The sequence below is a fragment of the Phenylobacterium sp. genome (assembly GCF_965229015.1).
GTDB lineage: Bacteria > Pseudomonadota > Alphaproteobacteria > Caulobacterales > Caulobacteraceae > Phenylobacterium.
In genome coordinates this window covers 1062116-1086739 of record NZ_CBDDIM010000001.1, presented here as the reverse complement: position 1 = coordinate 1086739, position 24624 = coordinate 1062116, and the positions used below count along the sequence as shown (strand labels likewise).

At 68.8% G+C, this 24624-nt stretch carries 23 protein-coding genes and 1 tRNA gene; 13 read left to right on the top strand and 11 right to left on the bottom strand.

Annotated elements, in window-relative coordinates; all coding sequences use genetic code 11:
- The first annotated feature begins 2 nt into the window (after positions 1-2).
- The 4 genes from ACO06I_RS05415 (at position 3) to ACO06I_RS05400 (ending at position 3817) form a co-directional block, all read left to right on the top strand.
- Positions 3-356: an SUF system Fe-S cluster assembly protein gene (locus ACO06I_RS05415; protein WP_421931570.1), complete on the top strand. Its 354-nt coding sequence runs from the start codon at positions 3-5 to the stop codon at positions 354-356.
- A 14-nt stretch (positions 357-370) separates the two neighbouring features.
- Positions 371-772, top strand: coding sequence for a HesB/IscA family protein (locus tag ACO06I_RS05410; protein WP_421931569.1), 402 nt, complete (start codon positions 371-373; stop codon positions 770-772).
- A gap of 150 nt (positions 773-922) precedes the next feature.
- A complete protein-coding gene (katG, locus tag ACO06I_RS05405; RefSeq protein WP_421931568.1) occupies positions 923-3088 on the top strand; it encodes a catalase/peroxidase HPI in 2166 nt (721 codons plus the stop codon).
- Positions 3089-3295: 207 nt separating this feature from the next.
- Entirely contained in the window at positions 3296-3817 is a 522-nt protein-coding gene (locus ACO06I_RS05400) for a DUF2087 domain-containing protein (protein ID WP_421931567.1), read from the top strand.
- Here ACO06I_RS05400 and ACO06I_RS05395 read toward each other — a convergent pair.
- Positions 3804-4712 carry a LysR family transcriptional regulator gene (locus ACO06I_RS05395; protein ID WP_421931566.1) on the bottom strand — a complete coding sequence of 303 codons (909 nt, stop codon included), beginning with the start codon at positions 4710-4712 and terminating at the stop codon, positions 3804-3806. The two genes, ACO06I_RS05400 and ACO06I_RS05395, sit on opposite strands and share 14 nt — an antisense overlap.
- 92 nt (positions 4713-4804) lie before the next feature.
- Between ACO06I_RS05395 and ACO06I_RS05390 the strand changes: the two genes are divergently transcribed.
- A complete protein-coding gene (locus ACO06I_RS05390) occupies positions 4805-6193 on the top strand; it encodes a phospholipase D-like domain-containing protein (RefSeq protein WP_421931565.1) in 1389 nt (462 codons plus the stop codon).
- On the opposite strand, the gene ACO06I_RS05385 is transcribed toward ACO06I_RS05390, so the two are convergent.
- The 6 genes from ACO06I_RS05385 to parE form a co-directional block, all read right to left on the bottom strand.
- Positions 6181-6849, bottom strand: coding sequence for a glutathione S-transferase family protein (locus ACO06I_RS05385; protein WP_421931564.1), 669 nt, complete (start codon positions 6847-6849; stop codon positions 6181-6183). The two genes, ACO06I_RS05390 and ACO06I_RS05385, sit on opposite strands and share 13 nt — an antisense overlap.
- 58 nt (positions 6850-6907) lie before the next feature.
- A complete protein-coding gene (locus tag ACO06I_RS05380) occupies positions 6908-7090 on the bottom strand; it encodes a hypothetical protein (RefSeq protein WP_421931563.1) in 183 nt (60 codons plus the stop codon).
- Between the two features lie 41 nt (positions 7091-7131).
- Positions 7132-7935, bottom strand: a complete 804-nt coding sequence (locus ACO06I_RS05375; protein WP_421931562.1) for an enoyl-CoA hydratase/isomerase — start codon at positions 7933-7935, stop codon at positions 7132-7134.
- Between the two features lie 85 nt (positions 7936-8020).
- Positions 8021-9076, bottom strand: a complete 1056-nt coding sequence (locus ACO06I_RS05370) for a GGDEF domain-containing protein (protein WP_421931561.1) — start codon at positions 9074-9076, stop codon at positions 8021-8023.
- Positions 9077-9203: 127 nt separating this feature from the next.
- The gene (locus ACO06I_RS05365) at positions 9204-11018 is read right to left on the bottom strand and encodes a DEAD/DEAH box helicase (RefSeq protein ID WP_421931560.1); all 1815 of its coding nucleotides are present in this window, start codon (positions 11016-11018) and stop codon (positions 9204-9206) included.
- Positions 11019-11186: 168 nt separating this feature from the next.
- Positions 11187-13226 (bottom strand): DNA topoisomerase IV subunit B, encoded by a 2040-nt coding sequence (parE, locus tag ACO06I_RS05360; protein ID WP_421931559.1) that lies wholly within the window; start codon positions 13224-13226, stop codon positions 11187-11189.
- A gap of 102 nt (positions 13227-13328) precedes the next feature.
- Here parE and ACO06I_RS05355 point away from each other — a divergent pair, with 102 nt between their 5' ends.
- The gene (locus tag ACO06I_RS05355; RefSeq protein ID WP_421931558.1) at positions 13329-14312 is read left to right on the top strand and encodes a Gfo/Idh/MocA family protein; all 984 of its coding nucleotides are present in this window, start codon (positions 13329-13331) and stop codon (positions 14310-14312) included.
- Here the strand turns inward: ACO06I_RS05355 and ACO06I_RS05350 are convergent.
- The 4 genes from ACO06I_RS05350 to ACO06I_RS05335 form a co-directional block, all read right to left on the bottom strand.
- Positions 14290-15504 carry an aminoglycoside phosphotransferase family protein gene (locus ACO06I_RS05350; RefSeq protein WP_421931557.1) on the bottom strand — a complete coding sequence of 405 codons (1215 nt, stop codon included), beginning with the start codon at positions 15502-15504 and terminating at the stop codon, positions 14290-14292. The two genes, ACO06I_RS05355 and ACO06I_RS05350, sit on opposite strands and share 23 nt — an antisense overlap.
- Positions 15501-15749, bottom strand: a complete 249-nt coding sequence (locus tag ACO06I_RS05345; RefSeq protein WP_421931556.1) for a DUF3297 family protein — start codon at positions 15747-15749, stop codon at positions 15501-15503. The genes ACO06I_RS05350 and ACO06I_RS05345 overlap by 4 nt, the downstream gene beginning before the upstream one ends.
- Positions 15750-15873: 124 nt before the next feature.
- Complete coding sequence (gene glnA, locus ACO06I_RS05340; protein WP_421931555.1) at positions 15874-17283, bottom strand: type I glutamate--ammonia ligase; 1410 nt, start codon at positions 17281-17283, stop codon at positions 15874-15876.
- A gap of 40 nt (positions 17284-17323) precedes the next feature.
- Positions 17324-17662, bottom strand: a complete 339-nt coding sequence (locus ACO06I_RS05335) for a P-II family nitrogen regulator (protein ID WP_421931554.1) — start codon at positions 17660-17662, stop codon at positions 17324-17326.
- 234 nt (positions 17663-17896) lie between these two features.
- Between ACO06I_RS05335 and ACO06I_RS05330 the strand changes: the two genes are divergently transcribed.
- From ACO06I_RS05330 to tig, 7 genes are all read left to right on the top strand, one after another.
- The gene (locus tag ACO06I_RS05330) at positions 17897-19432 is read left to right on the top strand and encodes an acetyl-CoA acetyltransferase (protein ID WP_421931553.1); all 1536 of its coding nucleotides are present in this window, start codon (positions 17897-17899) and stop codon (positions 19430-19432) included.
- Between the two features lie 8 nt (positions 19433-19440).
- On the top strand, positions 19441-20010 hold the full coding sequence (locus ACO06I_RS05325; RefSeq protein WP_421931552.1) for a histidine phosphatase family protein: 570 nt from the start codon (positions 19441-19443) through the stop codon (positions 20008-20010).
- Positions 20011-20022: 12 nt separating this feature from the next.
- Complete coding sequence (locus ACO06I_RS05320) at positions 20023-21474, top strand: NAD(P)H-hydrate dehydratase (RefSeq protein ID WP_421931551.1); 1452 nt, start codon at positions 20023-20025, stop codon at positions 21472-21474.
- Between the two features lie 252 nt (positions 21475-21726).
- A complete protein-coding gene (locus ACO06I_RS05315) occupies positions 21727-22365 on the top strand; it encodes a LysE family translocator (RefSeq protein ID WP_421931550.1) in 639 nt (212 codons plus the stop codon).
- 14 nt (positions 22366-22379) lie between these two features.
- Positions 22380-22464 (top strand) — tRNA-Leu (locus ACO06I_RS05310).
- A 31-nt stretch (positions 22465-22495) separates the two neighbouring features.
- Positions 22496-23080, top strand: a complete 585-nt coding sequence (locus ACO06I_RS05305; protein ID WP_421931549.1) for a class I SAM-dependent methyltransferase — start codon at positions 22496-22498, stop codon at positions 23078-23080.
- Between the two features lie 154 nt (positions 23081-23234).
- Positions 23235-24593, top strand: a complete 1359-nt coding sequence (gene tig / locus ACO06I_RS05300) for a trigger factor (protein WP_421933600.1) — start codon at positions 23235-23237, stop codon at positions 24591-24593.
- The last annotated feature ends 31 nt before the right edge of the window (positions 24594-24624 follow it).

The window sequence follows — 24624 nt, the reverse complement described above, 5'->3', positions numbered from 1 at the left end:
CCATGGATGACGCCGCCGCCATCACCACACCGCAACTCAGCCAGGCCGAGCTGGACGCGATCACCGATCAGCTCATCGAACAGTTGAAGACGGTGTTCGACCCCGAAATCCCGGTCGACATCTACGAGCTGGGCCTGATCTACAAGGTCGATGTCTCCGACAACAAGGACGTGGCCATCGACATGACCCTGACCGCCCCGGGCTGCCCGGTGGCCGGGGAAATGCCGGGCTGGGTGGAGGATGCGGTCCGGAAAATCCCCGGCATCGGCCAGGTGAAGGTCGATCTCGTCTTCGACCCGCCGTGGGATCCCTCGCGGATGTCCGACGAGGCGAAACTTCAATTGAACATGTTCTGACCCATATAGATGACATGACCGATCTGAACCTCACCCCCGCCGCCCGCGTCCGCCGCCCCCGGCCCAAGGTCGTCACCCTGACCGACGCCGCGGCCGAGCGGGTGCGCGAGATCATGGGCCGGGCCGAGGTTCCCTATGCCGGCCTGCGGGTGGGGGTGAAGAACGGCGGCTGCGCGGGGTCCGAATATGTCATCGAGTATGCCGAGACCGCCGGGCCTCTGGACGAGGTTGTGGAGGACAAGGGCGTCACCATTCTTATCGATCCCAAGGCGGTGCTGTTTCTGATCGGCACCGAGATCGACTACGAGAAGACCAAGCTCTCGGCCAAGTTCACCTTCCGCAATCCCAACCAGACCGACGCCTGCGGCTGCGGCGAGAGCGTGACCATCGAACCGGGCAAGGTCCTGGACGCCTGAGGCGAAGCCGATCTGTGCCATAGCTCAGCTCTATGGTGTAGATCGGAACAATCGATTTCCCCAATCGATCAAAAGGGGTCTTTCTAGCGCCAGTTGAGTTGGTCGCCGGTCCATCATGCTCGGCCGGATCCAAACGCTAGGGAGACAGAGATGGCTGATGACAACGCTCCGGGCCAATGCCCGATGGGTCACGGCGCGACGCGCCGGACCAACCGCGACTGGTGGCCGCAGAATCTGCGCCTGGAGGGCCTGAACCAGCATTCGCCCCGTTCCAACCCCATGGGCGAGGCGTTCGACTACGCCCAGGCGTTCAAGAGCCTCGACCTGGACGCGGTGATCGCCGACCTGCGCGCCCTGATGACGGATTCCCAGGACTGGTGGCCCGCGGACTTCGGGCACTATGGCGGGCTCTTCATCCGCCTGGCCTGGCACAGCGCCGGCACCTATCGCACCTCCGACGGCCGCGGCGGGGCCGGCGGCGGGCAGCAGCGCTTCGCGCCCCTGAACAGCTGGCCCGACAACGCCAACCTGGACAAGGCCCGCCGCCTGCTGTGGCCGATCAAGCAGAAGTACGGCGCTAAAATCTCCTGGGCCGACCTCTACGTCCTGGTGGGTAACGTCGCCCTGGAATCGATGGGCTTCAAGACCTTCGGCTTCGGCGGCGGCAGGGCCGACACCTGGGAGCCGGAGGAGCTGTTCTGGGGCCCCGAGGGGTCTTGGCTGGGGGACGAGCGCTATAGCGGCGAGCGTCAGCTGCACTCGGCCCTGGGCGCCGTGCAGATGGGCCTGATCTACGTCAATCCGGAGGGGCCGGGCGGCAATCCCGACCCTGTCGCCTCGGCGCGGGACATTCGCGACACCTTCGCCCGCATGGCCATGAACGACGAGGAGACCGTGGCCCTGATCGCCGGCGGCCACACCTTCGGCAAGACCCACGGCGCGGGCGATCCGTCCTTCGTCGGACCCGAGCCGGAAGCCGGGGCGATCGAGGACCAGGGTCTCGGCTGGCGCAGCAAGCACGGAACCGGCTTCGGCGCCGACGCCATCACCGGCGGGCCCGAGGTCACCTGGAGCCAGACCCCGACCCAGTGGAGCAACCACTTCTTCGAGAACCTCTTCAAGTTCGAGTGGGAGCTGGAGAAGAGCCCGGCCGGCGCCAAGCAGTGGCGCGCCAAGAACGCCCCGGCCGACGTCCCCGACGCCTTCGACGGCGCGAAGCGGCATGTGCCCAAGATGCTGACCTCGGACCTCGCCCTGCGGTTCGACCCGGAATACGAGAAGATCTCGCGGCGCTTCCTCGCCAATCCCGACCAGTTCGCCGACGCCTTCGCCCGGGCCTGGTTCAAGCTGACCCACCGGGACATGGGTCCGATCGGCCGCTATCTGGGCCCGCTCGTCCCCAGGGAGACGCTGATCTGGCAGGACCCGATTCCCGCCGTCGATCACCCGCTGATCGACGCGGCCGATATCGCCACGCTGAAGGCCAGGATTCTCGGATCGGGCCTCTCGGTTCCGCAGCTGGTCTCCGCGGCCTGGGCCTCGGCCTCCACCTACCGCGGCTCCGACAAGCGGGGCGGGGCCAATGGCGCCCGCGTCCGCCTGGCCCCCCAGAAGGACTGGGAGGTCAACGACCCGGCGAGCCTGGCCAAGGTGCTGTCGAGCCTGGAGGCGATCCAGAGCGACTTCCAGGCCGGGGGCAAGAAGGTGTCGCTCGCCGACCTCATCGTCCTGGCTGGCTCCGCGGCGGTGGAGAAGGCCGCCAGGGACGCCGGTACGGCCGTGACGGTTCCCTTCACGCCGGGCCGCATGGACGCCTCGGCGGACCAGACCGACGCGGCCTCCTTCGCTCCGCTCGAACCCACCTCCGACGGCTTCCGCAACTACCGGCGCGGCGAGCAGTTCATGGCGCCGGAGGAGGCCCTGGTGGACCGGGCGCAGCTGCTGCGGCTGAGCGCGCCGGAGATGACCGTGCTCGTGGGCGGCCTGAGGGTTCTGGGCGCCAATGCGGCCGGCTCAAAGGACGGTGTCTTCACCGACCGCCCGGGCCAGCTGACGACGGACTTCTTCGTCAACCTGCTCGACATGAACACCGAATGGCAGGCGGCGGGCTCGGACAACGCCTTCCGGGGCGTCGACCGCCACACCAAGACGCCGAAATGGACCGCCACCCGCGTGGACCTGATCTTCGGCTCCCACGCGGAGCTGCGGGCCCAGGCGGAGGTCTATGCCTGCGCGGACTCGCAGGAGAAGTTCGTCCACGACTTCGTGGCGGCCTGGACCAAGGTGATGAACGCCGACCGTCTCGACCTCAGCTGACCCCTCGCGGCGGCGTCCAGCCGGACGCCGCCGCTTGACGGCCCGCGCGGCCGGCCCTATTCGCAAACCCACGGTCCGCAGTTCACCGAGGCATCGCCGCCCGCGAGGGTTTGCTAAACCTGCTCCTGAGTTCATCGACTGACACATCTCACCGTGCCAGATCGGAAGGGCGATCACCGTTCATCCCCGGCACGCGAGGGATAGATCATGTCGAGAACCACCGTTTCCCTGCAGACGCAGGACGTCTCCAGCTTCGCTAAGGCCCTGCGCGCCCAGCTGCTGGAACGCACCGCGGCCCCCAGCCACGTCGAACTGCTGAACATGCTGGCCCGCGCCGTCGGCCGCCGCAATTTCCAGGACCTGAGGGCCCAGACCGACGCGCCGCCGCCATCGGCGCCTGAGCCGAAGGAAACCGCCGACCTGGCCGCGGTGGAGCGGGTCGCCCGTTGCTTCGGGCCTGAGGGCCGCCTGACCCGCTGGCCGGCCAAGCGGGGCGACCAGATCCTGGCCCTGTGGGTCCTATGGTCGAAACTCCCCGCCCGCGAGGAGCTCAATGAGAAGCAGATCAGCGACCGCCTCAGGGTGCTCCACGACTTCGGCGACCACGCCTTGTTGCGCCGGGATCTGATCGGGCTGGACCTCTTCTTCCGCACGGACGACTGCCGCGTCTATCGCCGCATCGAACAGGCCCCGCCGGTGACGGCCCTGGCGCTGATCAGCCGGCTCTAGGCCGAGCAGGGACGCTCAGGTCCGGCGGCGGCGGCGTCCGGGCGCCCTCTTCGACCAGCCAGTCTCGGAAGCTGTCGGCGAGAGGATCGCGAAGGTCGCGGCCCCGCACGAACACGCAGGGGCTGGGGGCTTCGATGAAGCCCAGGGGCGCGACCAATGTGCCGGCCTCGATCTCGCTGCGCACGGCGTCCCAGGACCCGATGGTCGCCCCGATGCCGGCGGTGGCGGCGCCCATGGCGTGCAGGTAGCGGTCGAAGACCTGGACCTCGCGGACGGCCGGCAGCGCGATGCCAAACCCCCGCGCCCAGTGTTCCCACTCGTCGGGATAGGTGCGCGCCACCAGGCGCGGCAGGCCCAGGATCTCGGCCAGGTCCGGCGCGGCGGAGAGTTTCGAGGGCGTGGCCACCGGACCGTGGTGTCGAGCCTTGAAAGGAGTCACCTCTGCGGCGTCCGCCGGGGCGTCGTGGCCGAGCTGCAGGGCGACATTGACCTCGGCCGTCGGGCCGTTGGCGTCCACCAGCACCACGGCCACGCCGGTGTTCTGGTCGAGGAACCCGGACAGCCTCGGGATAAGCCAGCGGGTGGCGATGGTGCTGACGCAGGCGACCTCCAGCCGCCGCGCCGCCGGAGCCACCTGGGCCACGGCGCTCTCGAGGCCTTCGAAAAGTGGCGTGAGGGCGAGGGCGAGGCTCCGGCCGGCCTCCGTCAGCCGCATTCCGCTGCGCGGGCCCTCCAGCAGGCGGACGCCGAGGCTGGCCTCCAGCCCCTTGATCTGCCGGCTCACCGCGCCGTGGGTGACGCACAGCTCCTCAGCCGCCAGCGTCATGCGGCCGTGCCGGGCGAACACCTCGAAGGCGCGCAGGCCGTTGAGTGGGGGCAGAGTGCGGAGCGCCATTGTGCGGATTCCTCACAAACAAGCGCAGCTATAATCGATATCCAGGCCCGGACAACCGGCTAGCCTGTCCCGAGGAACTTTGAGGGCGTCGCATGCAGACGGCGGATATCCAGACGGGGCGGCACATCCCCTTCGTCACCTCGGGGGCCTATCCTGTGCGGAGCGGCAACCGGGTTGCGCCGCTGGTGGACGGGACCCCGGCCTTCCGCCGCATCTGCGAGGCCATAGAGGCTGCGCGCCATAGCGTCTGGGTCACCGTCGCCTTCCTCACCGCCGACTTCGAGATGCCGGACGGGCGCGGCTCGCTGTTCGACGTCCTGGACCGGGCCGTGGCGCGGGGTCTTGAGGTCCACGTGATCTTCTGGCGCAACAACGCCGGCAGCCCGTTCTCGGAGGCCGAGGTGTTCTCCGGATTCCCGCATCACCACGCCATGCTGGCGGCGCGGGGATCGCGTTTTCAGGCCCGCTGGGATCGCGCGCAGAAGGCGTATTGCCATCACCAGAAGAGCTGGATCGTCGACGCCGGCCAGCCCGGAGAGATCGCCTTCGTGGGCGGCATCAATCTCAACACCGAGGCCATGGCCGTGCCGGCGCACGGCGGTGCGAATCATCGTCAGGCCCACGACATCTATCTCGAACTTGAGGGACCGGCGGCTACCGACGTGGTCCACAACTTCGTCCAGCGCTGGAACGAGGCCAGCGAACGGCACGCCGATGACGGCCGGTGGGGCGGGACGGAAGACCTGGCCTTTCCCCCTGACAGCGGGTCCGTGTGCGGCGGCGCCGAGGTTCAGGTGCAGAGAACCGTGAGGGCCGGCGCCTACAGCGATGACCATCCCACTCCAGGCGGGACGAGGTTCCCGATCGGCAGCGGTGAACTGACCATTTTCGACCAATATCGTCGGGCGATCGGGGCCGCGCGGCGGAGCATCTATATCGAGAACCAGGCGCTGGGGTCGCCAGAGATCGTCGAGGACCTGCACGCGGCCCTGGGGCGGGGTGTGGAGGTGGTCTGCCTCGTGCCCGCCGACGCCAATGGCTTCATGCGGGAAAGCCGGCGAGATCCAAGGACGCGGCCCTTCTACGAGCGGCTTGGCGCGCTGGGCGCGCACCCGGGCTTCACCCTCGTGGGGATCGCCGCGGTGGGCGAGGATGGGGTGCGCCGCAATGTCTATGTCCACGCCAAGGCCATGCTGGTGGACGACGCCTGGGCGACCATCGGGTCCTGCAACATCGGCGCGCGATCCTTCTTCGGGGACACCGAGCTCAACGTGTCATTCCGCGACCCGCGGGTGGTGCGCGCCCTGCGCTGTGAGTTGCTGGCCGAGCATCTCGACCACGACACCTCGGGCCTCGACGACGTCGCCGCACTGCGCCTCTACCGCGAGATCGCCCAGGAGAACCTGCGCCGGAGATCGGCCGGCGAGCCTGACTGGCGGGGAATCGCCTTCGCCCTCGATCCCGCCACCTACGGCGCGTAGGCGTAGGGTCCGCCTTTTTCCAGCGCCCGCTGGTAGGCCGGGCGGGCGTGGATCTTCTGGAGGAAGGCCGCCAGGTGCGGGCGGCCGACCAGGGCGCCGGCGCGATCGGCGGCGGCTTCGAGGGGGAAGCTCATCATGATGTCGGCGGCGGTGAACTCGGGTCCGGCGAACCACTCGGTGCGGGTCAGGACCTGCTCGAGATAGTCGAACAGGGTCTTGAGCTGCGGATCGACGAAGCCGGCCTGGGCGCGGGCCGCGATGGACCTCACCAGGCCTCGCAGCAGACCCGGGGCGCGGGCGGGTAGGGCGCTGAACACCAGCTTCAGCAGCAGGGGCGGCATGGCCGAGCCCTCGGCGAAGTGCAGCCAGTAGTTCCAGGCCAGGCGCTCGGGCGTGTTGGCCGGCGGGATCAGCCGGCCCTTGCCGTACCGGGCGACGATGTAGTCGACGATGGCGCCGGTCTCGGCGAGGACGCCGCCGTCCACGGTGATCACCGGCGACTTGCCCAGGGGATGGACCGCCTTCAGCTCCGGCGGCGCCAGCATGGTCTGAGGATCGCGCTGGTAGTGCTTGATTTCGTAGGGAGTCCCCAACTCCTCCAGCAACCAGAGCACCCGCTGGGAGCGGGAATTGTTCAGGTGATGGACCGTAAGCATGGGCGCCTCCGAAGGGGGTTCACGATCGGGGGCCGGAGAGGTCGGGGCAAGGCCAAACCTAGGTCCTGCGCCGGCTCCAGACGATGAGGATGAGTCCCACGACCACGGCGATCCCGCCATAGATGGCCCATTTGATATCCCCGGTCATGAAACTGCCCGGCAGGATGTTGAGCCCCTGCAGGACCCAGACCCCGCCCAGCAGCGCCAGCAGGGCGCCGAAGATGGTGACGATCAGTTTCATGGGCGTATTCCCCGTTCAGGCCGGGCGGACGCTGCGCGGACCTACCGGCCCGTGAACGCCGCCGGCCGCTTTTGCAGGAAGGCGACGACCCCTTCCCGAGAGTCTTCGGTCCGGCCGGCCGCCTTCTGGGCCATCCGCTCGGCGTGCAGCTGGTCGGCCCATTCGGCGTCCAGGCTCTCCCAGATCAGCTTGCGGATGGAGCCGAGGGCCCAGGGACCGGTGGCCAGGGCCTTGGCCAGCTCCATTGTGGTCGTCATCAGCTGATCGTCGGGGACGCAGCGGTTGATGAGGCCCCAGTCCAGCGCCGTCTTGGCGGGCAGGCGGTCGCCCAGCAGGGCCATCTCCATGGCCCGCGCCTTGCCGATCAGCCGGGGCAGCAGGTAGGTGGAGCCACCGTCCGGCACCAGGCCGATGCGGCGGAAGGCCTGCAGGAAATAGGCGCTTTCGGCGGCGACGATGAGGTCGCCCATCAGGGCCAGGGAGCAGCCGACGCCGGCGGCCACGCCGTTCACCGCCGTGACGATGGGGACAGGATAGTCGCGCAGGGCCTTCATGAAGGGATTGTAGACGCTCTCCAGCGCCGCCCCGGCGTCGGGGCCCTCGGGATCAGGCGCGGGCGCCTGGGGCCCGCCGCGGCCCGAGAGGTTGGCGCCGGAGCAGAAGCCGCGGCCCTCGCCGGTGAGCACCACGCAGCGGACGCCGGAATCCGGCTTGGCGAAGGCGTCGAAGGCCTGCTGCAGTTCATCCATGAGATCCAGGCCGGCCGCGTTCAGCGTGCCGGGATCGGTCATGGTGATCAGGCCGACACCGTCCTGCACGGACGTCTTGAGCTTGGAATAGGCCATGGTTTCCTCCCGGGCGTCGTTGCGCACGATCTAAGGGAGGATACCCCCGCGTCAGGCTAGGGGAAAAGCGTCCCCGTCCGGAAGCTTATGCCGCCACGGCCACGGACTCGGCCCGGCTGACCCGGTTGCGGCCGCCGCGCTTGGAGGAATAGAGGGCCCCGTCGGCGCGTTCCATGAAGTTGTGGGCGCTTTCGCCGGGCAGCCGTTCGGCCAGGCCGGCCGAGACGGTGATGGTGCCCAGGTCCTCGTTGGTGGAGCGGCGCTTGAGCATGCGCGATGACACTTCCTCGCGGATCTCCTCCAGGGTGGCCAGGGCCAGCTCGCCGCCTTCGCGGGGGAAGATCAGGGCGAACTCCTCGCCGCCGTAGCGGGCCGCGAAGCGGGGCGGGGCGCCGCGGCCGCCGATCACGCTGGCGACATAGCGGATGACCTGGTCGCCGGTCTGGTGGCCCCAGGTGTCGTTGAAGTTCTTGAAGTGGTCGATGTCGATGACCGCCAGGGCCAGGCTCTCGCCCTTGGCGTCGGCCTCGGCGCAGGCCCGCTCCAGCTCGTCGTCGAAGGCCTTGCGGTTGGCCAGGTTGGTGAGGCCGTCGGTGGTGGCGTCGCGGCGGACCTGTTCCAGGTGCTCGCGCAGGCGAGCGACCTCGGCGGTGGAGTCCGTCAGCCGCTTTTCCAGCGACCGGTTTTCCTTCTGCACGCGCTTGGTGGCGGTGGCCAGGGTGTCGATCATCGACTTCACGTGGCCGGCGTCGTCGCGCTCGCTCAGGGACTTCGAGGCGGTGGCCAGGGTCTGGCCGTAGGCGACGCTGGACTTCTGGGCGGTCTCGATGGCTTCGGAGACGTTGGCCAGCTCCTTGGTCAGGGCGTCTCCGGCGTCGCGGATCTGTTCGTTCAGGCGGGCCTTGGGCAGGTAGACCGCCGCCAACTCGTCGCTGAGGTTGTCGGTGAAGGCCTCACCGGTGGAGATGATTCGGGTGATCTCCCGGGCCAGGTCGCCCTCCGGATCGCCGACGCAGTGAGTCCACAGCTCGAAATTGACCGCCGTCGGCCAAATCTGATGCTGCTCCATGGCCGAAAGCGCCTTGCGCGCCAGGATATAGGCATCCGGCCCGCGCAGCTTGACTTCGATCCCACCGCTCATCGTACAGGTTCCCCGATCTCCAGGCCGGACCCGCGCGCATTGCGGTCGACCTGAGCTTGGGAAGGACGATAAGCCGCATAGCCAAACGAGCCGTTAAAGCGACGCTCGTTTGGGACCCCTGCGTCGCTTAATCTTCGCTCGGAGGCCGGGTCGGGGCGATTTTCAAGAACGCCGGCATGTCATTGCCAAAGCCCACCACGCGGTCGCCGTCGTCGCGCTCCTCGCGGCGGGGCCGGTCGCGGTCGCGTTCCCGAGAGGGACGGCCCTCGGTCGGGGCGGCGTCGCGGCGCGGACGATCGTCACGTTCCCGGGGCGCGCGACCCTCGGTGGGCGCGGCGTCGCGGCGAGGCCGGTCCTCGCGTTCCCGGGGCGCGCGCGTCTCGGTCGGCGCCGCGTCGCGGCGGGGACGATCCTCGCGTTCGCGGCGCGGACGTTCGCCACGCTCCGAACGCTCGCTGCGTTCGGGACGCGGGGCGCGATCCTCGACGGGCTGGGCCACGGCTTCCGCCGGGGCGGGGGCGGTGTCCGCCTCGGTGGCGCGGACACGGCCACGGGCGCGACCGCGCGGCTTGGCCTCGGCCTCGGCCTTAGGCGCCTCGGCGACGGGTTCAGGCCTGGGCGCGCGGACGGCTTCGGGATCGGCCACGAAGGGATCGAGGGAGGCTACCTCGCCATGCGGGGTGCGCGGACGCGAGCGCTCGCGATCACGGTCGCCGCGACCCGACGAGCGTTCGCCGCCCCGGCCGCGATCACGGCCGCCGCTGCGGCTGTCGCTGCGCTTCTCGTCCTTGATGGCGGCGAAGTCGACGCCCTCCAGGGTGATCTCCTCGGGCGCCTTGCCGATCAGCTTGAGCACCTTGTCGATGTTCTTGGCGTCGGCCGGGGTGACGATCATGTAGGTCTTGCCGAGCTTGCCCGCCCGGCCCGTGCGGCCGATCCGGTGCACGTAGTCGTCGGCATGGTGCGGCACGTCGTAGTTGAACACGTGGCTGACGTCCGGGACGTCCAGGCCGCGGGCCGCCACGTCGGAGGCGCAGAGCAGCTTGAGCTCGCCCTTCCGGAACGCTTCCAGGGTGCGCATGCGGGTGGTCTGGTCGAGGTCCCCGTGGATCGGCGCGGCGTCGAAGCCGTGCGTCTTCAGAGACTTGGCGACGATATCGACCTCGGACTTGCGATTGCAGAAGACGATGCCGTTGCGCACGTCGTCGGCGCCGATCAGCATGCGCAGCGCCGTGCGCTTGGCCTTGGGATCGGAGGTGGGAAGGCGGACCAGGTACTGGGTGATGGTGTCGGCGGTGGTGGCCGGGCGAGTCGCCTCGATCCGCACCGGATCATTGAGGAACTGCTTGGTCAGCCGGGTGATCTCCGGCGGCATGGTGGCCGAGAAGAACAGGGTCTGCTTCTTGGCCGGGGTCAGCTTGAAGATGCGTTCGATGTCGGGGATGAACCCCATGTCGAGCATCCGGTCGGCCTCGTCGACCACCAGGATCTGCACCCCGGTCATCAGCAGCTTGCCGCGCTCGAAGTGGTCCAGCAGGCGGCCGGGGGTGGCGATCAGGACGTCAACGCCCCGATCGAGCTTGGCTTCCTGGTCCCCGAAGGAGACCCCGCCGATCAGCAGGGCCCAGGAGAGCTTCTGCTTCTGGCCCTTGGCGTATTTCTCGAAGGACAGCGAAACCTGGTCGGCCAGTTCGCGGGTCGGCGCGATGACCAGGGCGCGGGGCATGCGCGCCTTGGACCGGCCGGCGGCCAGTCGATCGATCATCGGCAGTGTGAAGGCGGCGGTCTTGCCCGTGCCGGTCTGGGCGATGCCAAGGACGTCGCGGCCTTGCAGCGCGACGGGGATGGCCTCGGCCTGGATCGGCGTGGCGGTGGTGTAGCCGGTGTCGGCCACGGCCTGGAGCGTAGCGGGCGATAGGCCCAGTTCAGAAAATTCGGTCATCAGTTGCTATTTGGGCGGAAACGCGCCCGGTAAAGAGGCATGCGGAACCGCGGCGGCGCGGACGGCGATCGTTGCGCGCGGCGGAAGATAGGGGCTGCCGCCTTCAAGTCAACGCGTTCCGCGACTTGGGGTTCTGGCGAACCTCGTCTTGGCGACGATTGTGGGTCTTCAGGTCCAGTCGAGGTCGGCGGCGGCGAACTCGGCGTTTTCCTGGATGAAGCGGAAGCGCGACTCCGGCTTGCGGCCCATCAGGGCCTCCACCAGGTCCTCCACGGCCTCCTCGGAGCGGGGCAGGGTGACCCGGGCCAGGATCCGCTTCTTGGGATCCATGGTGGTTTCCTTGAGCTGGGCCGGCATCATCTCGCCCAGGCCCTTGAAGCGGCCGATCTCCGGCTTCTTGCCCTTGAACTCGGTGGCCAGCAGCTCCTCGCGGTGGGCGTCGTCGCGGGCGTAGATGGTCTTGCCCCCGTGGCTCATCCGGTAGAGCGGCGGCAGGGCCAGATAGAGCCGCCCGGCCCGGATCATGTCGGGCATGGTCCGGTAGAAGAAGGTGATCAGCAGGCTGGCGATGTGGGCGCCGTCGACGTCGGCGTCGGTCATGATCACCACGCGCTCGTAGCGCAGGTCCTCTTCCTTGAACCGCGATCCGGCCTGGACGCCGAGGGCCAGCATCAGGTCCGACAGCTCCTTGTTCGCGCCCATCTTGTCGAGGGTGGCCGAGGCGACGTTCAGGATCTTGCCGCGCAGGGGCAGGATGGCCTGGGTGCGGCGATCGCGGGCCTGCTTGGCCGAGCCGCCGGCGGAGTCGCCCTCCACCAGGAAGATCTCGGCCCCGTCGATGGCGTTGGCCGAACAGTCGGCCAGCTTGCCGGGCAGGCGCAGCTTGCGCGTCGCCGAGGCCCGCGCCACGTCCTTGTCGCGCCGGCGCTTCAGCCGTTCCTCGGCCCGCTCGATGACGAATTCCAGCAGGGCGCTGGCGGCCTTGGGCTGGGCGGTGAGCCAGTGGTCGAAGGGGTCGCGGAGCGCGTTTTCCACCAGGCGCTGGGCGTCGCTGGAGGACAGCCGCTCCTTGGTCTGGCCCTGGAACTCGGGGTTGGAGACGAAGACGCTCACCAGGCAGCCGGCCTGGGAGACCACGTCATCGGCGGTGATCACCCCGCCGCGCTTCTCGCCGGTCAGTTCGGCATAGGCCTTCAGGCCGCGGGTCAGGGCCGCGCGCAGGCCGGCCTCGTGGGTCCCGCCCTCGGGGGTCGGCACGGTGTTGCAGTAGGACTGCATGAAGCTGTCGGCCTCGCCGAAGCCGGCTGGGGTCCAGGTGACCGCCCATTCGACCTTGCCGGCCTCGCCCTTGCGCTCGTAGCGCCCGGCGAAGGGTTCGGGGGTGACGGTCTCGATGCCCTTCACTCGCTCGGCCAGGAAGTCGGCCAGGCCGTTGGGGAAGCGGAAGGTGGCCTCCGCCGGGGTCTGGTCCTGGATGCGCGAAGGATCACACCGCCAGCGGATCTCGACCCCGCCGTACAGATAGGCCTTGGAGCGCGCCATCCGGTAGAGGCGGGCCGGCTTGAAGGCCACGCCCTCGCCGAAGATCACCGGGTCGGGGGCGAAGCTGATGTTGGTGCCGTGTTTCTTGGTGGCGCCCAGCTTCTCGATGCCGCCGATCGCCTTGCCCCGGGTGAAGGCCTGGCGCCATTCGAAGCCGTCCTTGAAGGCGGTGACATCGACGCGCTCGGAGAGCGCGTTGACCACGGAGATGCCGACGCCGTGCAGGCCGCCGGAGGTCTCATAGGCCTTGCCGGAGAACTTCCCGCCCGAGTGCAGGACGGTCATGATCACTTCCAGGGCCGACTTGCCCGGATGCTTGGGGTGCGGGTCCACGGGGATGCCGCGACCGTCGTCCTTCACGGTGAGCATGCCGTCGGCGTCGAGGATCACCTCGATCAGTTTGGCGTGGCCGGCGACGGCCTCGTCCATGGCGTTGTCCAGCACCTCGGCGAACAGGTGGTGGAGGGCACGCTCGTCGGTGCCGCCGATATACATGCCGGGGCGCTTGCGGACCGGCTCCAGGCCCTCGAGGACCTCGATGTCCTTGGCTGAGTAGCCGCCGGTGATCGCCGGGTCGGGACGCGGCTCATGGCTCTCGGCCAGCGGCGCGGCCGGGGCGGGATTGAGGGCGTCGTCGAACAGGGAAGCCTGGGGCTTGTCGGGCATGGGCGGAAACTGGATCGATTCGATGGGGGCTCGGTATGAATCGCCCGCCGGTCTAATGCAATGGACGCGCCGCGTTGACGCACCAAGCCTGGGGACAACCCTATGACCAACACGCAGGCGCCGTTGCGCATCGGGATTCTGGGAGCGGCCAAGATCGCGCCGACGGCCATGGTCCTGCCGGCGCGGGCCACCGGGGTGGCCACCGTCGTGGCTGTCGCCGCCCGCGATCCGGCCCGCGCGAAGGCCTTCGCTGACCAGCACGGAATCCCCGAAATCGCCGAGACCTATGAACAGCTGATCGCGCGGCCCGACATCGACGCCATCTACAACGCCCTGACCCCGTCACGGCACGCCGACCTGTCCATCGCCGCCCTGAAGGCCGGCAAGCACGTCCTGTGCGAAAAACCCTTCGCCATGAACGCCGCCGAGGCCCGCGCCATGGTCGCGGCGGGGCAGGCGAGCGGCAAGGTGCTGATGGAGGCCTTCCACTACCGCTACCATCCGCTCTTCGCCCGGGTGCTGGAGATCATCGGCTCCGGCGAATTGGGAGAGGTCCGCGACCTTGCCGCGGTATTCCAGACCAAGCTCGTCGATGACGGGACCGAGATCCGCTACGAGCGCGAGTTGGGCGGCGGTTCGCTGATGGATATCGGGACCTACCCCCTGCACTGGGTGCGCACGGCGGCCTGGGCCGAGCCGACGGTCGTGCGGGCCAGCGGCGTCTTCGGGCGCGGCGGGGTGGATCATTCCACGGAGGCCGAACTGGTGTTTCCCAACGGAGCGACGGCGCGCGTCAGCGGCTCCATGGTGGCGGATGCCCCGATGGCCAGCCTCGAGGTCGGCGGAACCCTGGGCCGCCTGAAGGCAATCAACCCGCTCGCCCCGCAGATGGGCCACCTGCTTGAGGTGACCATCGAGGAGGAGCCGCCGCGCCGCGAGACCTTCAGCCGCGAGCCCACCTATGACTTCCAACTCCGGGCCTTCGTCGATGCGTGCCGGGGCGGACCTTCGCCCCTGACCAGCGGCAAGGACTCCATCGCCCAGATGGTCCTGATCGACGCCGTCAGCGCGGCGAGTCGGGCCTAGGCTCGGCCCGCACGAGGGCGGCGGTCCGCGACAGCCAGTCGGCCGGATCGGCGGCGTGATAGGGATGCTCGGCGGGCTCGATATTGTCGAGGAAGCCGCGATAGACGACCGCCTGCCGCGCCGCGGCGATAGGCGCCAGCAGGGTCAGGGCCCGGGCCGGATCGGAACCGGGAACCGCCTCGCGCCAGCGGGCCAGCCAGACGGCGCGCACAGCGTCCAGCGCCTCGGCCGGCACGCGGTCGAGGAAGGCCGAGGAGTCCAGCAGGGGATGGCCCACCCCGCTGTCGCCCCAGTCCATCAGGGCCAGATGCGCGCCGTCGCCGCGCAGGTTGCCGGGATGGAAGTCGCCGTGGACCAGGGTGTCGGGCAGGCCGCAGGCCGCCAGGTCGGCGAACCGGCGCGGCAGGTCGGCGATGAAGGCGGTCAGGGCCCCGCGGTTCTTGGTGGAGAGCTGGGGCGCGGTCCGCTCGAAGGTGGCGGTGATGGCCTCGGTTAGGGCGGGACCGCGCCAGTCGGGCAGGCCAAGGGCGAAAAGCTCCGCCTCGCGGCCAATCCACTTGGCCTGGATGCCCACCAGCAGATCCACCATCGGGAAGAGTTGGTCGATCTCGACCTCGTGCAGGTCCTTGCCCGGCAATTCGGCCATCAGGATGCGGCCTTGGCCATGGCCCAGCAGCTTCGGCACCGCTTCGCCGGCCAGGGCCTCGATCAGGGGCGCCTCATGGGCGAAGAAGGGCGGGGTGGCCTTCAGCCAGACGGTCTGCCCCTGGACCGGGACCGCCCACAGGCTCGACAGGTTCCAGGTCCGCACCTGCCGCGGCGGGCCGTTCGGGGTCAGGCCCTTCTGCGCCAGCACGGACCTGGCCCAGGCCAGGTCCGCCGCGGGGCCGCCCAGCTTGGCGTAGCTGTTGCGCAGCGGCTGTTCGTCCAGCTCGCCGTCCCACGGCTCGGCGGCGACGACCGGCTCGGCGACCTCGGCCAGGTAGGTCACCTTCACGGACTTCGGATTGGCGGCGATCTCCAGGACCCGCAGGACAGTGACCTCAATCCCGTGCGCCACGCGCACGGCCTCGATCACCGGGGCGATGTCCTGCCACCAGGGCGTGGTGATGGAGAGGGCGGGCAGGGCGCCGACGACGGCGCCGTCCGGGGTGACGAGGACGAGGCGCGCGAAGCGGGGCGGCGGGGTCACGTCTCGGGAAGGTCGCGGAAGTAGGGCTCCACAGGCCCCTGCAGCTTCACCGTCATGGCGTTGCCCTTGCGGTCCACGGTGGCGCCCACCGACAGGCGCACCCAGCCCTCGCTGACGCAGTACTCGTCGACATTGGTCTTATCGACGCCCTTGAAGCGCACGCCCACGCCGCGCTCCAGGACGGCGGCGTCGTAATAGGGGCTGTTGGGGCTGATCGCGAGGCGGTCGGGGGGCGTGTCGGACATGTCTGGGCCTTGAGCTTGGTGGAAGCCGCGGCTCCCTTGAGGCGGGTGATAGCCGCAACCCGCACAAAGCAAAAGGGCCGGAGATCGCTCTCCGGCCCCTGGCTAGGTGTGGCTCAAGCGCCGACTAGCACTTGTAGTACATCTCGAACTCCACCGGGTGCGGGTGGAGGGCGAGGCGCATGACCTCTTCCATCTTCAGCTCGATATAGGCGTCGATGAAGTCGTCGCTCATCACGCCGCCGGCCTTCAGGAAGCCGCGGTCCTTGTCGAGGTTCTCCAGGGCTTCCTTCAGGGAGCCGCAGACTTCCGGGACCTTCTTCTGCTCACGCGGCGGCAGGTCGTAGAGGTTCTTGTCCTGCGGCGCGCCCGGATCGATCTGGTTGATGATGCCGTCGAGGCCGGCCATCAGCAGGGCGGTGAAGGTCAGGTAGGGGTTGCCCATGGGGTCGGGGAAGCGGGCTTCCAGACGCTTGCCCTTGGGGCTGTCCACGTGCGGGATGCGGATCGAGGCCGAGCGGTTGCGGGCCGAATAGGCCAGCTTCACCGGGGCTTCGTAGCCGGGCACCAGACGCTTGTAGCTGTTGGTGGTGGAGTTCGAGAAGGCGTTGATGGCCTTGGCGTGCTTGATGATGCCGCCGATGTACCACAGGCACATCTGCGACAGGCCGGCGTACTTGTCGCCGGCGAACAGCGGCTTGCCTTCGCCCCAGATCGACTGGTGCACGTGCATGCCCGAGCCGTTGTCGCCGAACATCGGCTTGGCCATGAAGGTGGCCGTCTTGCCGTAGGCCGCCGCCACGTTGTGGATGACGTACTTGTAGAGCTGCAGACGGTCGGCCATGACGATCATGGTGTCGAACTTCAGGCCGAGCTCGTGCTGGGCCGGCGCCACTTCGTGGTGGTGCTTCTCGGGCTTCATGCCCAGCTCGCCCATCACCGCCAGCATTTCGCCGCGCAGGTCCTGGGCCGAGTCGATCGGGTTGACCGGGAAGTAGCCGCCCTTCGGACCCGGACGGTGACCCATGTTGCCTTCGGCATATTCCTTGGCGGAATTGCCCGGCAGTTCGATGGAGTCATAGGAATAGCCGGTGTTGTTCGGCTGCACCGACCACTTCACGTCGTCGAAGATGAAGAACTCGGCTTCCGGGCCGAAGAACACCGTGTCGCCGATGCCCGAGGCCTTCACGAAGTTCAGGGCCGCCTTGGCGATGGAGCGCGGGTCGCGGTCGTAGGGGGTGCCGGTGTCGGGGTTCACGACGTCGCAGAACAGGCAGAGCGTCGTCTGCTGGTAGAAGGGGTCGATGTAGGCGCTGTCCAGGTCCGGACGCAGCTTCATGTCGCTTTCGTTGATGGCCTTCCAGCCGGCGATCGACGAGCCGTCGAACATGGTGCCGTCGTTCAGGAATTCATCGTCCACCAGGTCGATGTCGAAGGTGACGTGCTGCATCTTCCCGCGGATGTCGGTGAAGCGCACGTCGACGTATTTCACGTCCTTCTCTTTGATTTCGTTCAGAATGTCCTTGGCGGTCGCCATAGTCGTAATCCCCTTGCAGATGTCTCGATAGGCTAAAGTCTTAGACGGCCGCGGCGCCCGTCTCCCCGGTCCGGATCCGCAGAACGTCGATAATTTCCGACACGAAGATCTTGCCGTCGCCGATGCGCCCCGTGCGCGCGGCGCCGATGATGGATTCGAGCGCGCTCTCGAGCTGGTCGTCAGCGACCACCACCTCGATCTTGATCTTGGGCAGGAAGTCCACGACGTACTCGGCGCCGCGATAGAGCTCGGTCTGGCCCTTCTGGCGGCCGTAGCCCTTGGCTTCGAGCACGGTCATGCCCTGAACGCCGAGTTCCTGAAGGGCTTCCTTCACCTCGTCGAGCTTGAACGGCTTGATGATCGCTTCGATTTTCTTCATGGCCCGACTTGGTACTCAAACAGCGCCGCCCCAGCGGTTGCCGGCTACGAGCACGCTCCGACGTGGGGCGACAAGGGGGCGCCCGCCGAGGGTTGCGCGGTGGCGGATGGGAATTGGCGAATGTCTATTTTCTCAGCATGAGCTGCGCAAGAAATAACCACTGCTGGAATCGCCTTTGTCGGCGGCGATCGGGCGCCTAGGATCGCCGCTCAAGTTCGGGCGGAGGCGTGTGAGATGGACGACAGGACCCCAGTTCTTATCGGAGCGGGCCAATTCACCTATCGGGGCGAGGCCAGCGCATCGCCGTCCCCGACCCAGTTGCTGAAGATTGCGGCGGAACGCGCGGCGGGCGACGCCGGGCTCGGCGTCGAGGCCCTGGCGGCCCTGGATGGCCTGGCCGTTGTGGGCTTCACCATCGACGCGCCGGGGGGCGGACGCCTGGTGCCGCACTCCACCAATCCGCCGGCCACCCTGGCCAAGCGCCTGGGCGCCGATCCGCGCTGGGCGGTCTATTCGCACATGGGCGGCAACAGTCCCCAGCAGCTGATCAACATCGCCTGCGAGCGGATCGCCCGCGGCGACAACGAGATGACCCTGGTGGTGGGCTGCGAGTTCCTGGGCTCGGCCACCAAGCGCCTGACCAAGGGCCTGGGCTTCGCCGACTGGGACGACGCCGAGGAGTTGCCGGAGCCGGAGCGTATCGGCGATCCGCGCCCGGGCTCCACGCCCTACGAGAACCGCCACGGCCTGGGCCGGCCCATCAATGTCTACCCGCTGTTCGAGAACGCCCTGCGCGCCCGCGACGGCCGCTCGATCCCCGACCACCAGAAGCAGATGGGCGACCTGTTCGCCCCCTTCACCAAGGTGGCGGCCAAGAACCCCGAGGCCTGGTTCCCGGTGGAGCGCTCCTCGGAGGAGCTGGTCACGGTCACCGAGCGCAACCGGATGGTGGGCTTCCCCTACACCAAGTACCTGAACGCCATCATGGAGGTGGATCAGGCGGCCGGGGTCCTGGTCTGCAGCCTGAAGAAGGCGCGCGAACTGGGCGTGGCGGAAGACAAGCTGGTCTATCTGCACGGCTGCGCCGACGCCTATGACCTGTGGTTCCCCATCGACCGCCAGAACTACCATTCCAGCCCCGCCATGCGCCTGACGGGCCAGCGCGCCCTGGCGATGGCCGGCGTCTCCCTCGATCAGATCGGCCACATCGATCTCTATTCCTGCTTCCCCGTCGCCGTGGAGATCGGCGCCGAGGAGCTGGGCCTGAAGCTGGACGACCCCCGCGGCCTGACCGTCACCGGCGGGCTGCCCTATATGGGCGGCCCCGGGAACAACTACGCCATGCACTCCATCGCGGTGATGATGCAGCGCCTGCGGGATAATCCCGGCGACTGGGGCCTGGTCACCGCCAACGGCTGGTTCCTCACCAAGCAGTCCACCGGCGTCTATTCCACCCGGGCCCCCGCCAAGCCCTTCGACCGGCAGGACCCCAAGGTGATCCAGGCCCAGATCGACGCCCTGCCGCACCCGGCTGTCATCGAACAGCCGCAAGGCCGCGCCACCATAGAGACGTATACGGTCGTTCATGGCCGGGAGGGCTACATGCTGGGCATCGTCGTCGGCCGGGATTCCGAGGGTCGCCGATTCGTCGCCCAGACCCCCAGCGACGAAGCCACCCTGCGGGACCTGGAATCGCGCGAGGGGGTGGGGCGCACCGGGACCGTCAGCCAGATCGACGACGGCCAGAAGAACCTGTTCATTCCAGACTGAGATCACCCATGTCGCGACTTTACCTGATCCGCCACGGCAAGCCCGCCGCCGTCTGGGGCGAGGCCGATGACGACCCTGGCCTGGACGCCGCCGGCAAGGCCCAGGCCGAGGCCGCCCGCGACGTCCTGCTGGCCCTGCCGGAACATGAGCGGCCCACCAAGGTCGTGAGCTCGCCCCTGCGCCGCTGCCGCGAGACCGCCCAGCCCACCGCCGAGGCCCTCGGCGTCGAGATCGAGATCGACACCTATGTGGGCGAGATTCCCACCCCCAAGGGCCTCACCGCCGAGGAGCGTCCGCCCTGGCTGCGCGAGGTCTTCCAGGGGCGCTGGCAGGACGTGAAGGGCGATCTGGACTACGACGCCTGGCGTCGCGACGTGGCCGCCTCCCTCAAGGGCCGGGCCGGGACCGCGGTGTTCAGCCACTATGTGGCGATCAATGCGGTGATGTCGCAGCTCGCCGGCGACGAGCGCGTTCTGGTGTTCCGTCCCGACCACGCCTCGATCAGCGTGCTGGAGACCGATGGAAACACCTTGCGCCTGGTGGAGCAGGGGCGCGAAGCCTCCACCGGCGTCCTCTAGAGTCCCAGGAGTATGAGCGTGCGGCCGATCCTCACCGTCAGCGAGATGGCCGCCGCCGACGCCGCGGCGATCGCGGCCGGAACCCCGGGCCAGGTCCTGATGGCCCGGGCCGGCGCCGCGGTGGCCGACGCCATCTGCGAGCACTTCACGCCGCGACCAACCGCCGTGCTGTGCGGCCCCGGCAACAATGGCGGCGACGGCTATGTGGCGGCCCGCCTGCTGGCCGAACGCGGCTGGGACGTCTGGGTCGAACGCCTGGCGCCTCCGGTCGCGCCCGACGCCAAGGCCGCCGCGGCGCTGTGGACGGGGGAGACCTTCGAGGCCGGGCAATCGCGCCGCGAGGCCGAACTCTATGTCGACGCCCTGTTCGGCGCCGGCCTGGCCCGCGCCCTGGACGGGGAGGCCGCGCGCCTTTCCCGCCTCTGCGAGCGCATGCCTGAGCGGGTCGTGGCCGTCGACATCCCCAGCGGCCTGTCCGGCGACACCGGCCGCCCCTTGGGCGACACCGCCTTCCGCGCCGCCCTGACGGTCACCTTCCACGCCAAGAAGCCGGTCCACGTGCTGGAGCCGGGCGCCAGCAGCTGCGGCGAGGTGGTGGTGGCCGACATCGGTCTGTCCGGCGGGGGCGGAACCCTGATCGAGAACACCCCCGAGCTCTGGCTCGCGCGGTTCCCCTGGCCGGTGGTCAGCGCCCACAAGCACGCCCGCGGCCGCCTGGTGGTGGTGAGCGGCGACGCCTGGAGCACCGGCGCCGCGCGCCTGGCCGCCCGCGCCGGCCTGCGGATGGGGGCCGGCCTGGTGACCGTGCTGTCGCCCACCGACGCGCTCTCGGTGAACGCCGCCCACCTGGAGGCCGTCATGCTGCGGCCCTTCGACACCGAGGTGGAGCTGGAGCAGATCGCCGCCGACGTCGACGCCGCCGTCATCGGTCCGGCCGCCGGGGTCAACGAGACGACGCTGCTGAACGTGCTGGCGCTTGCGCGCACCGGGGCGGCCCTGGTGATCGACGCCGACGCCATCACCGTCTTCCGCGATGATCCGGAGGAGTTGTTCTCCGTCCTCGATGTCGACGATGTCCTGACGCCGCATCCGGGCGAGTTCGAGCGGCTGTTCCCCGGCCTGCTGAAGAGCGCGCCCGAACGGATCACCGCGGCCCGCCGCGCCGCCGCGAAGGCCGACGCCATCGTCCTGCTCAAGGGGCCCGACACGGTCATCGCCGCCCCCGACGGCCGAGCGGCGGTCAACACCAACGGCTCGCCCTGGCTGGCCACCGCCGGCTCGGGCGACGTCCTGGCCGGGTTCATCGGGTCCCTGATCGCCCAGGGTATGGAGAGCTTCGAGGCCGCCTGCGCCGGCGCCTGGATCCATGCGGAGGCCGCCGACCTGCACGGTCCGGGCCTGATCTCCGAGGACCTGCCGGGCCTGGCCCCCCTGGTGCTGCGCCGGCTCTACGACCTGCGTTAGGCCCGCCTGTGGCCAAGCTTGGCCCTGCATGCTAAGTGCCGACCGTCCCAAAGGATGACCGCACACGTGACCCGCCTTCGCGCCGCACTCCTGGCTACCTGTATCCCGGCCTTCATGGCCGGGCGCGTAGTCCTGCGCGAGGGGAGTGCGATCTAGCTTCGATCGACCCAAACCCCTCCCGACACGGCGAGGGGTTTTTGCGAAGGGTTCGAACGCCCCCCGTCCGTTGTCTGGCGACCTCAAGGAAAGCCGATGACGTCCCTCACTCCCCAACTGCTCGCGGCGCTGGCGCTGTTCGCCTTCGTGTCCTCGATCACCCCTGGACCCAACAACACCATGCTGATGGCCTCGGGGGCCAATTTCGGCTTCCGCGCCACCGTGCCCCACCTCAGCGGCGTGGCGATCGGCTTCGCGGTCATGGTGATCGCCATCGGCCTGGGGCTCGGCGGCCTCTTCGCCGCCTATCCGCCCCTGCACGACATCCTGGCCGTGATCGGCGGCGCCTACATGGTCTGGCTCGCCTGGAAGATCGCCACCGCCAAGGGGATCGCAGGCGGGCAGGGCGGGGGGCGGCCCCAGACCTTCTGGCAGGCCGCGGCCTTCCAGTGGGTCAATCCCAAGGCCTGGGCCATGGCGCTGGGGGCGGTGACCACCTACGCCCCGGCCGAGCACTACACGCTGAATGTCGTGCTGGTCAGCCTGGTCTTCATGGCCATCAACGGCCCCTGCGTGGCGACCTGGACGGGCTTTGGCGTCGCGCTGCGTCGGTTCCTCGACCGCCCGGCGATCCTACGGGGGTTCAATGTGACCATGGCGCTGCTGCTGCTGGCCTCGCTGATTCCCCTGGCCCTGGATCTGGCGGGCCTTGGCGGGGCGGGCGCTAACCCCTAAAGGGGGCCGCGAGTGCGGGCGTGGCGGAATTGGTAGACGCACTGGATTTAGGTTCCAGCGCCGCAAGGCGTGGAGGTTCGAGTCCTCTCGCCCGCACCAAGTTGTCGGTTCGCTCGGCGAGGAGGCGGCCTTGTCCACCGGTTACTATGACGAGAACGCGGACCGGTTCTTCGCCGACACCGCCCATGCCGACATGTCCCAGGCCCGCCGCCGCTTCGTCGAGGCCCTGGCCCCGGGCGCCCGGATCCTGGACGCTGGCTGCGGCTCGGGCCGCGACGCCCTGGCCTTCCGGGAGGCGGGCTTCGAGGTGACCGCCTTCGACGGGTCGGCGCAGATGGCGCGCAGGGCCTCGGCCCACACGGGCCTGGAGGTGCTGCACCTGACCTTCGACCAGGTGACCTGGCGCGAGGCCTTCGACGGACTCTGGTCCTGCGCCTCCCTGCTGCACGTCCCGCGCGCCGAGCTGCCCGGCGTCATGGCCCGTCTGCGCGACGCCCTGGTTCCGGGCGGGGTCTGGGAGATGTCCTTCAAGCTGGGAACCGGCGAACGCCAGGCCTATGGCCGCCATTTCACCGACCTGGACGAGGCCTCGGCCCGGGTCCTGATCGCCGAGGTCGGGGGTCTGGAGACCCTCGACCTCACCCTTGGCCGCGACGTGCGCCCCGGGCGGGAAAACGAGGGCTGGGTCAACCTGCTGGTGCGCCGCGCGGGGTGAGGGGACCTGGCGCCCTCTTTGGGCTTGGAGTGCGCGCCGCGAAATGACATAAGGTCGCCCGCTCGCCGCCAGCCCTGGCGGCGCTTACCTATTCAGCCGAGGCGGACCTGAAAGGCGCGAGACCGCGCCGTGTCCGGGAAATCCAAGAATGTCGATGCAGATCGTTGAGAAGTCTGGTGAAGGCCTGAGCAAGGTCTTTGGTGTGACCGTCCCCATGTCGGACCTGGCGGAACGGATGGAAGCCAAGATCGCCGAGATCACGCCGACCCTCAACATCAAGGGTTTCCGGCCCGGCAAGGTGCCGCAGGCCCACGTCCGCAAGCTCTATGGCAAGGCCATCATGAGCGAGGTGGTCGAGCAGACCCTCAACGAGACCACCCAGAAGGTGCTCGAAGAGAACAAGCTGCGCCCCGCCGGCGACCCCGACCTGACGCCGAACGGCGACATGGCCGAGGTCATCGAGGGCAAGGCCGACCTGGCCTATGACATCGCCATCGAGGTGATGCCGGAGTTCGAGCCCACCGACCTCACCAAGATCTCCCTCAAGCGCCCCGTCTACGAGCCCACCGAGGCCGAGGTGAACGAGGCCGTCGACGAGCTGGCCAAGCAGAACCGCACCTATGAGACCCGCACCGGCAAGTCGGTGAAGGCCAAGGACGGCGACATGGTGGTGATCGACTTCATCGGCCGCGTCGACGGCGTCGCCTTCGAAGGCGGCACGGGCGCCGACACCGAACTGGTGCTGGGTTCGGGCAGCTTCATTCCGGGCTTCGAGGAACAACTTGTCGGCGCCAAGCCCGACGACAAGGTCATGGTCAAGGTGACCTTCCCGGCCGAGTACCAGGCCCCGAACCTCGCCGGCAAGGACGCCGAGTTCGAAACCACGGTCAAGGAAGTGAAGGCTCCGGTGGAGTCCAAGGCCGACGACAGCTTGGCCGAGCGCCTGGGCGTCGAGAGCTTGGAAAAGCTGCGCGAGCTGCTGAAGACCAACCTCGAAAGCCAGTACGCCGGCGCCTCGCGCTTCAAGCTGAAGCGCGCCCTGCTGGACGTGCTCGACGAGAAGCACGACTTCCCGCTGCCGCCCAAGATGGTCGAGGCCGAGTTCGCCCAGATCTGGGGCCAGGTGCAGTCCGACAAGGAACGCGGCACCCTGCCTCCCGAGGACCTGGAGAAGACCGACGAGGTCCTGCAGACCGAATACCGCAAGATCGCCGAGCGCCGCGTGCGCCTGGGTCTGGTCCTGGCCGAGATCGGCCGCGTCAACAACGTCCAGGTCAGCGACCAGGAGCTGGGCGAGGCCATGCGCGCCGAGGCCATGCGCTATGGCCCGCAGGCCCAGCAGATCTTCGACTTCTTCCGCCAGAACCCTGCCGCCCAAGCCCAGCTCCGCGCCCCGATCTTCGAGGACAAGGTGGTCGACCTGATCGTCGAGCAGGCCAAGGTGAAGGATCAGAAGGTGTCCAAGGACGACCTCCTGAAGGAAGACGACATGCCGGCGGGCTACGGCGCCTAAGAGCGTCGGCCCGTTCGCGATCGAGGGCGCC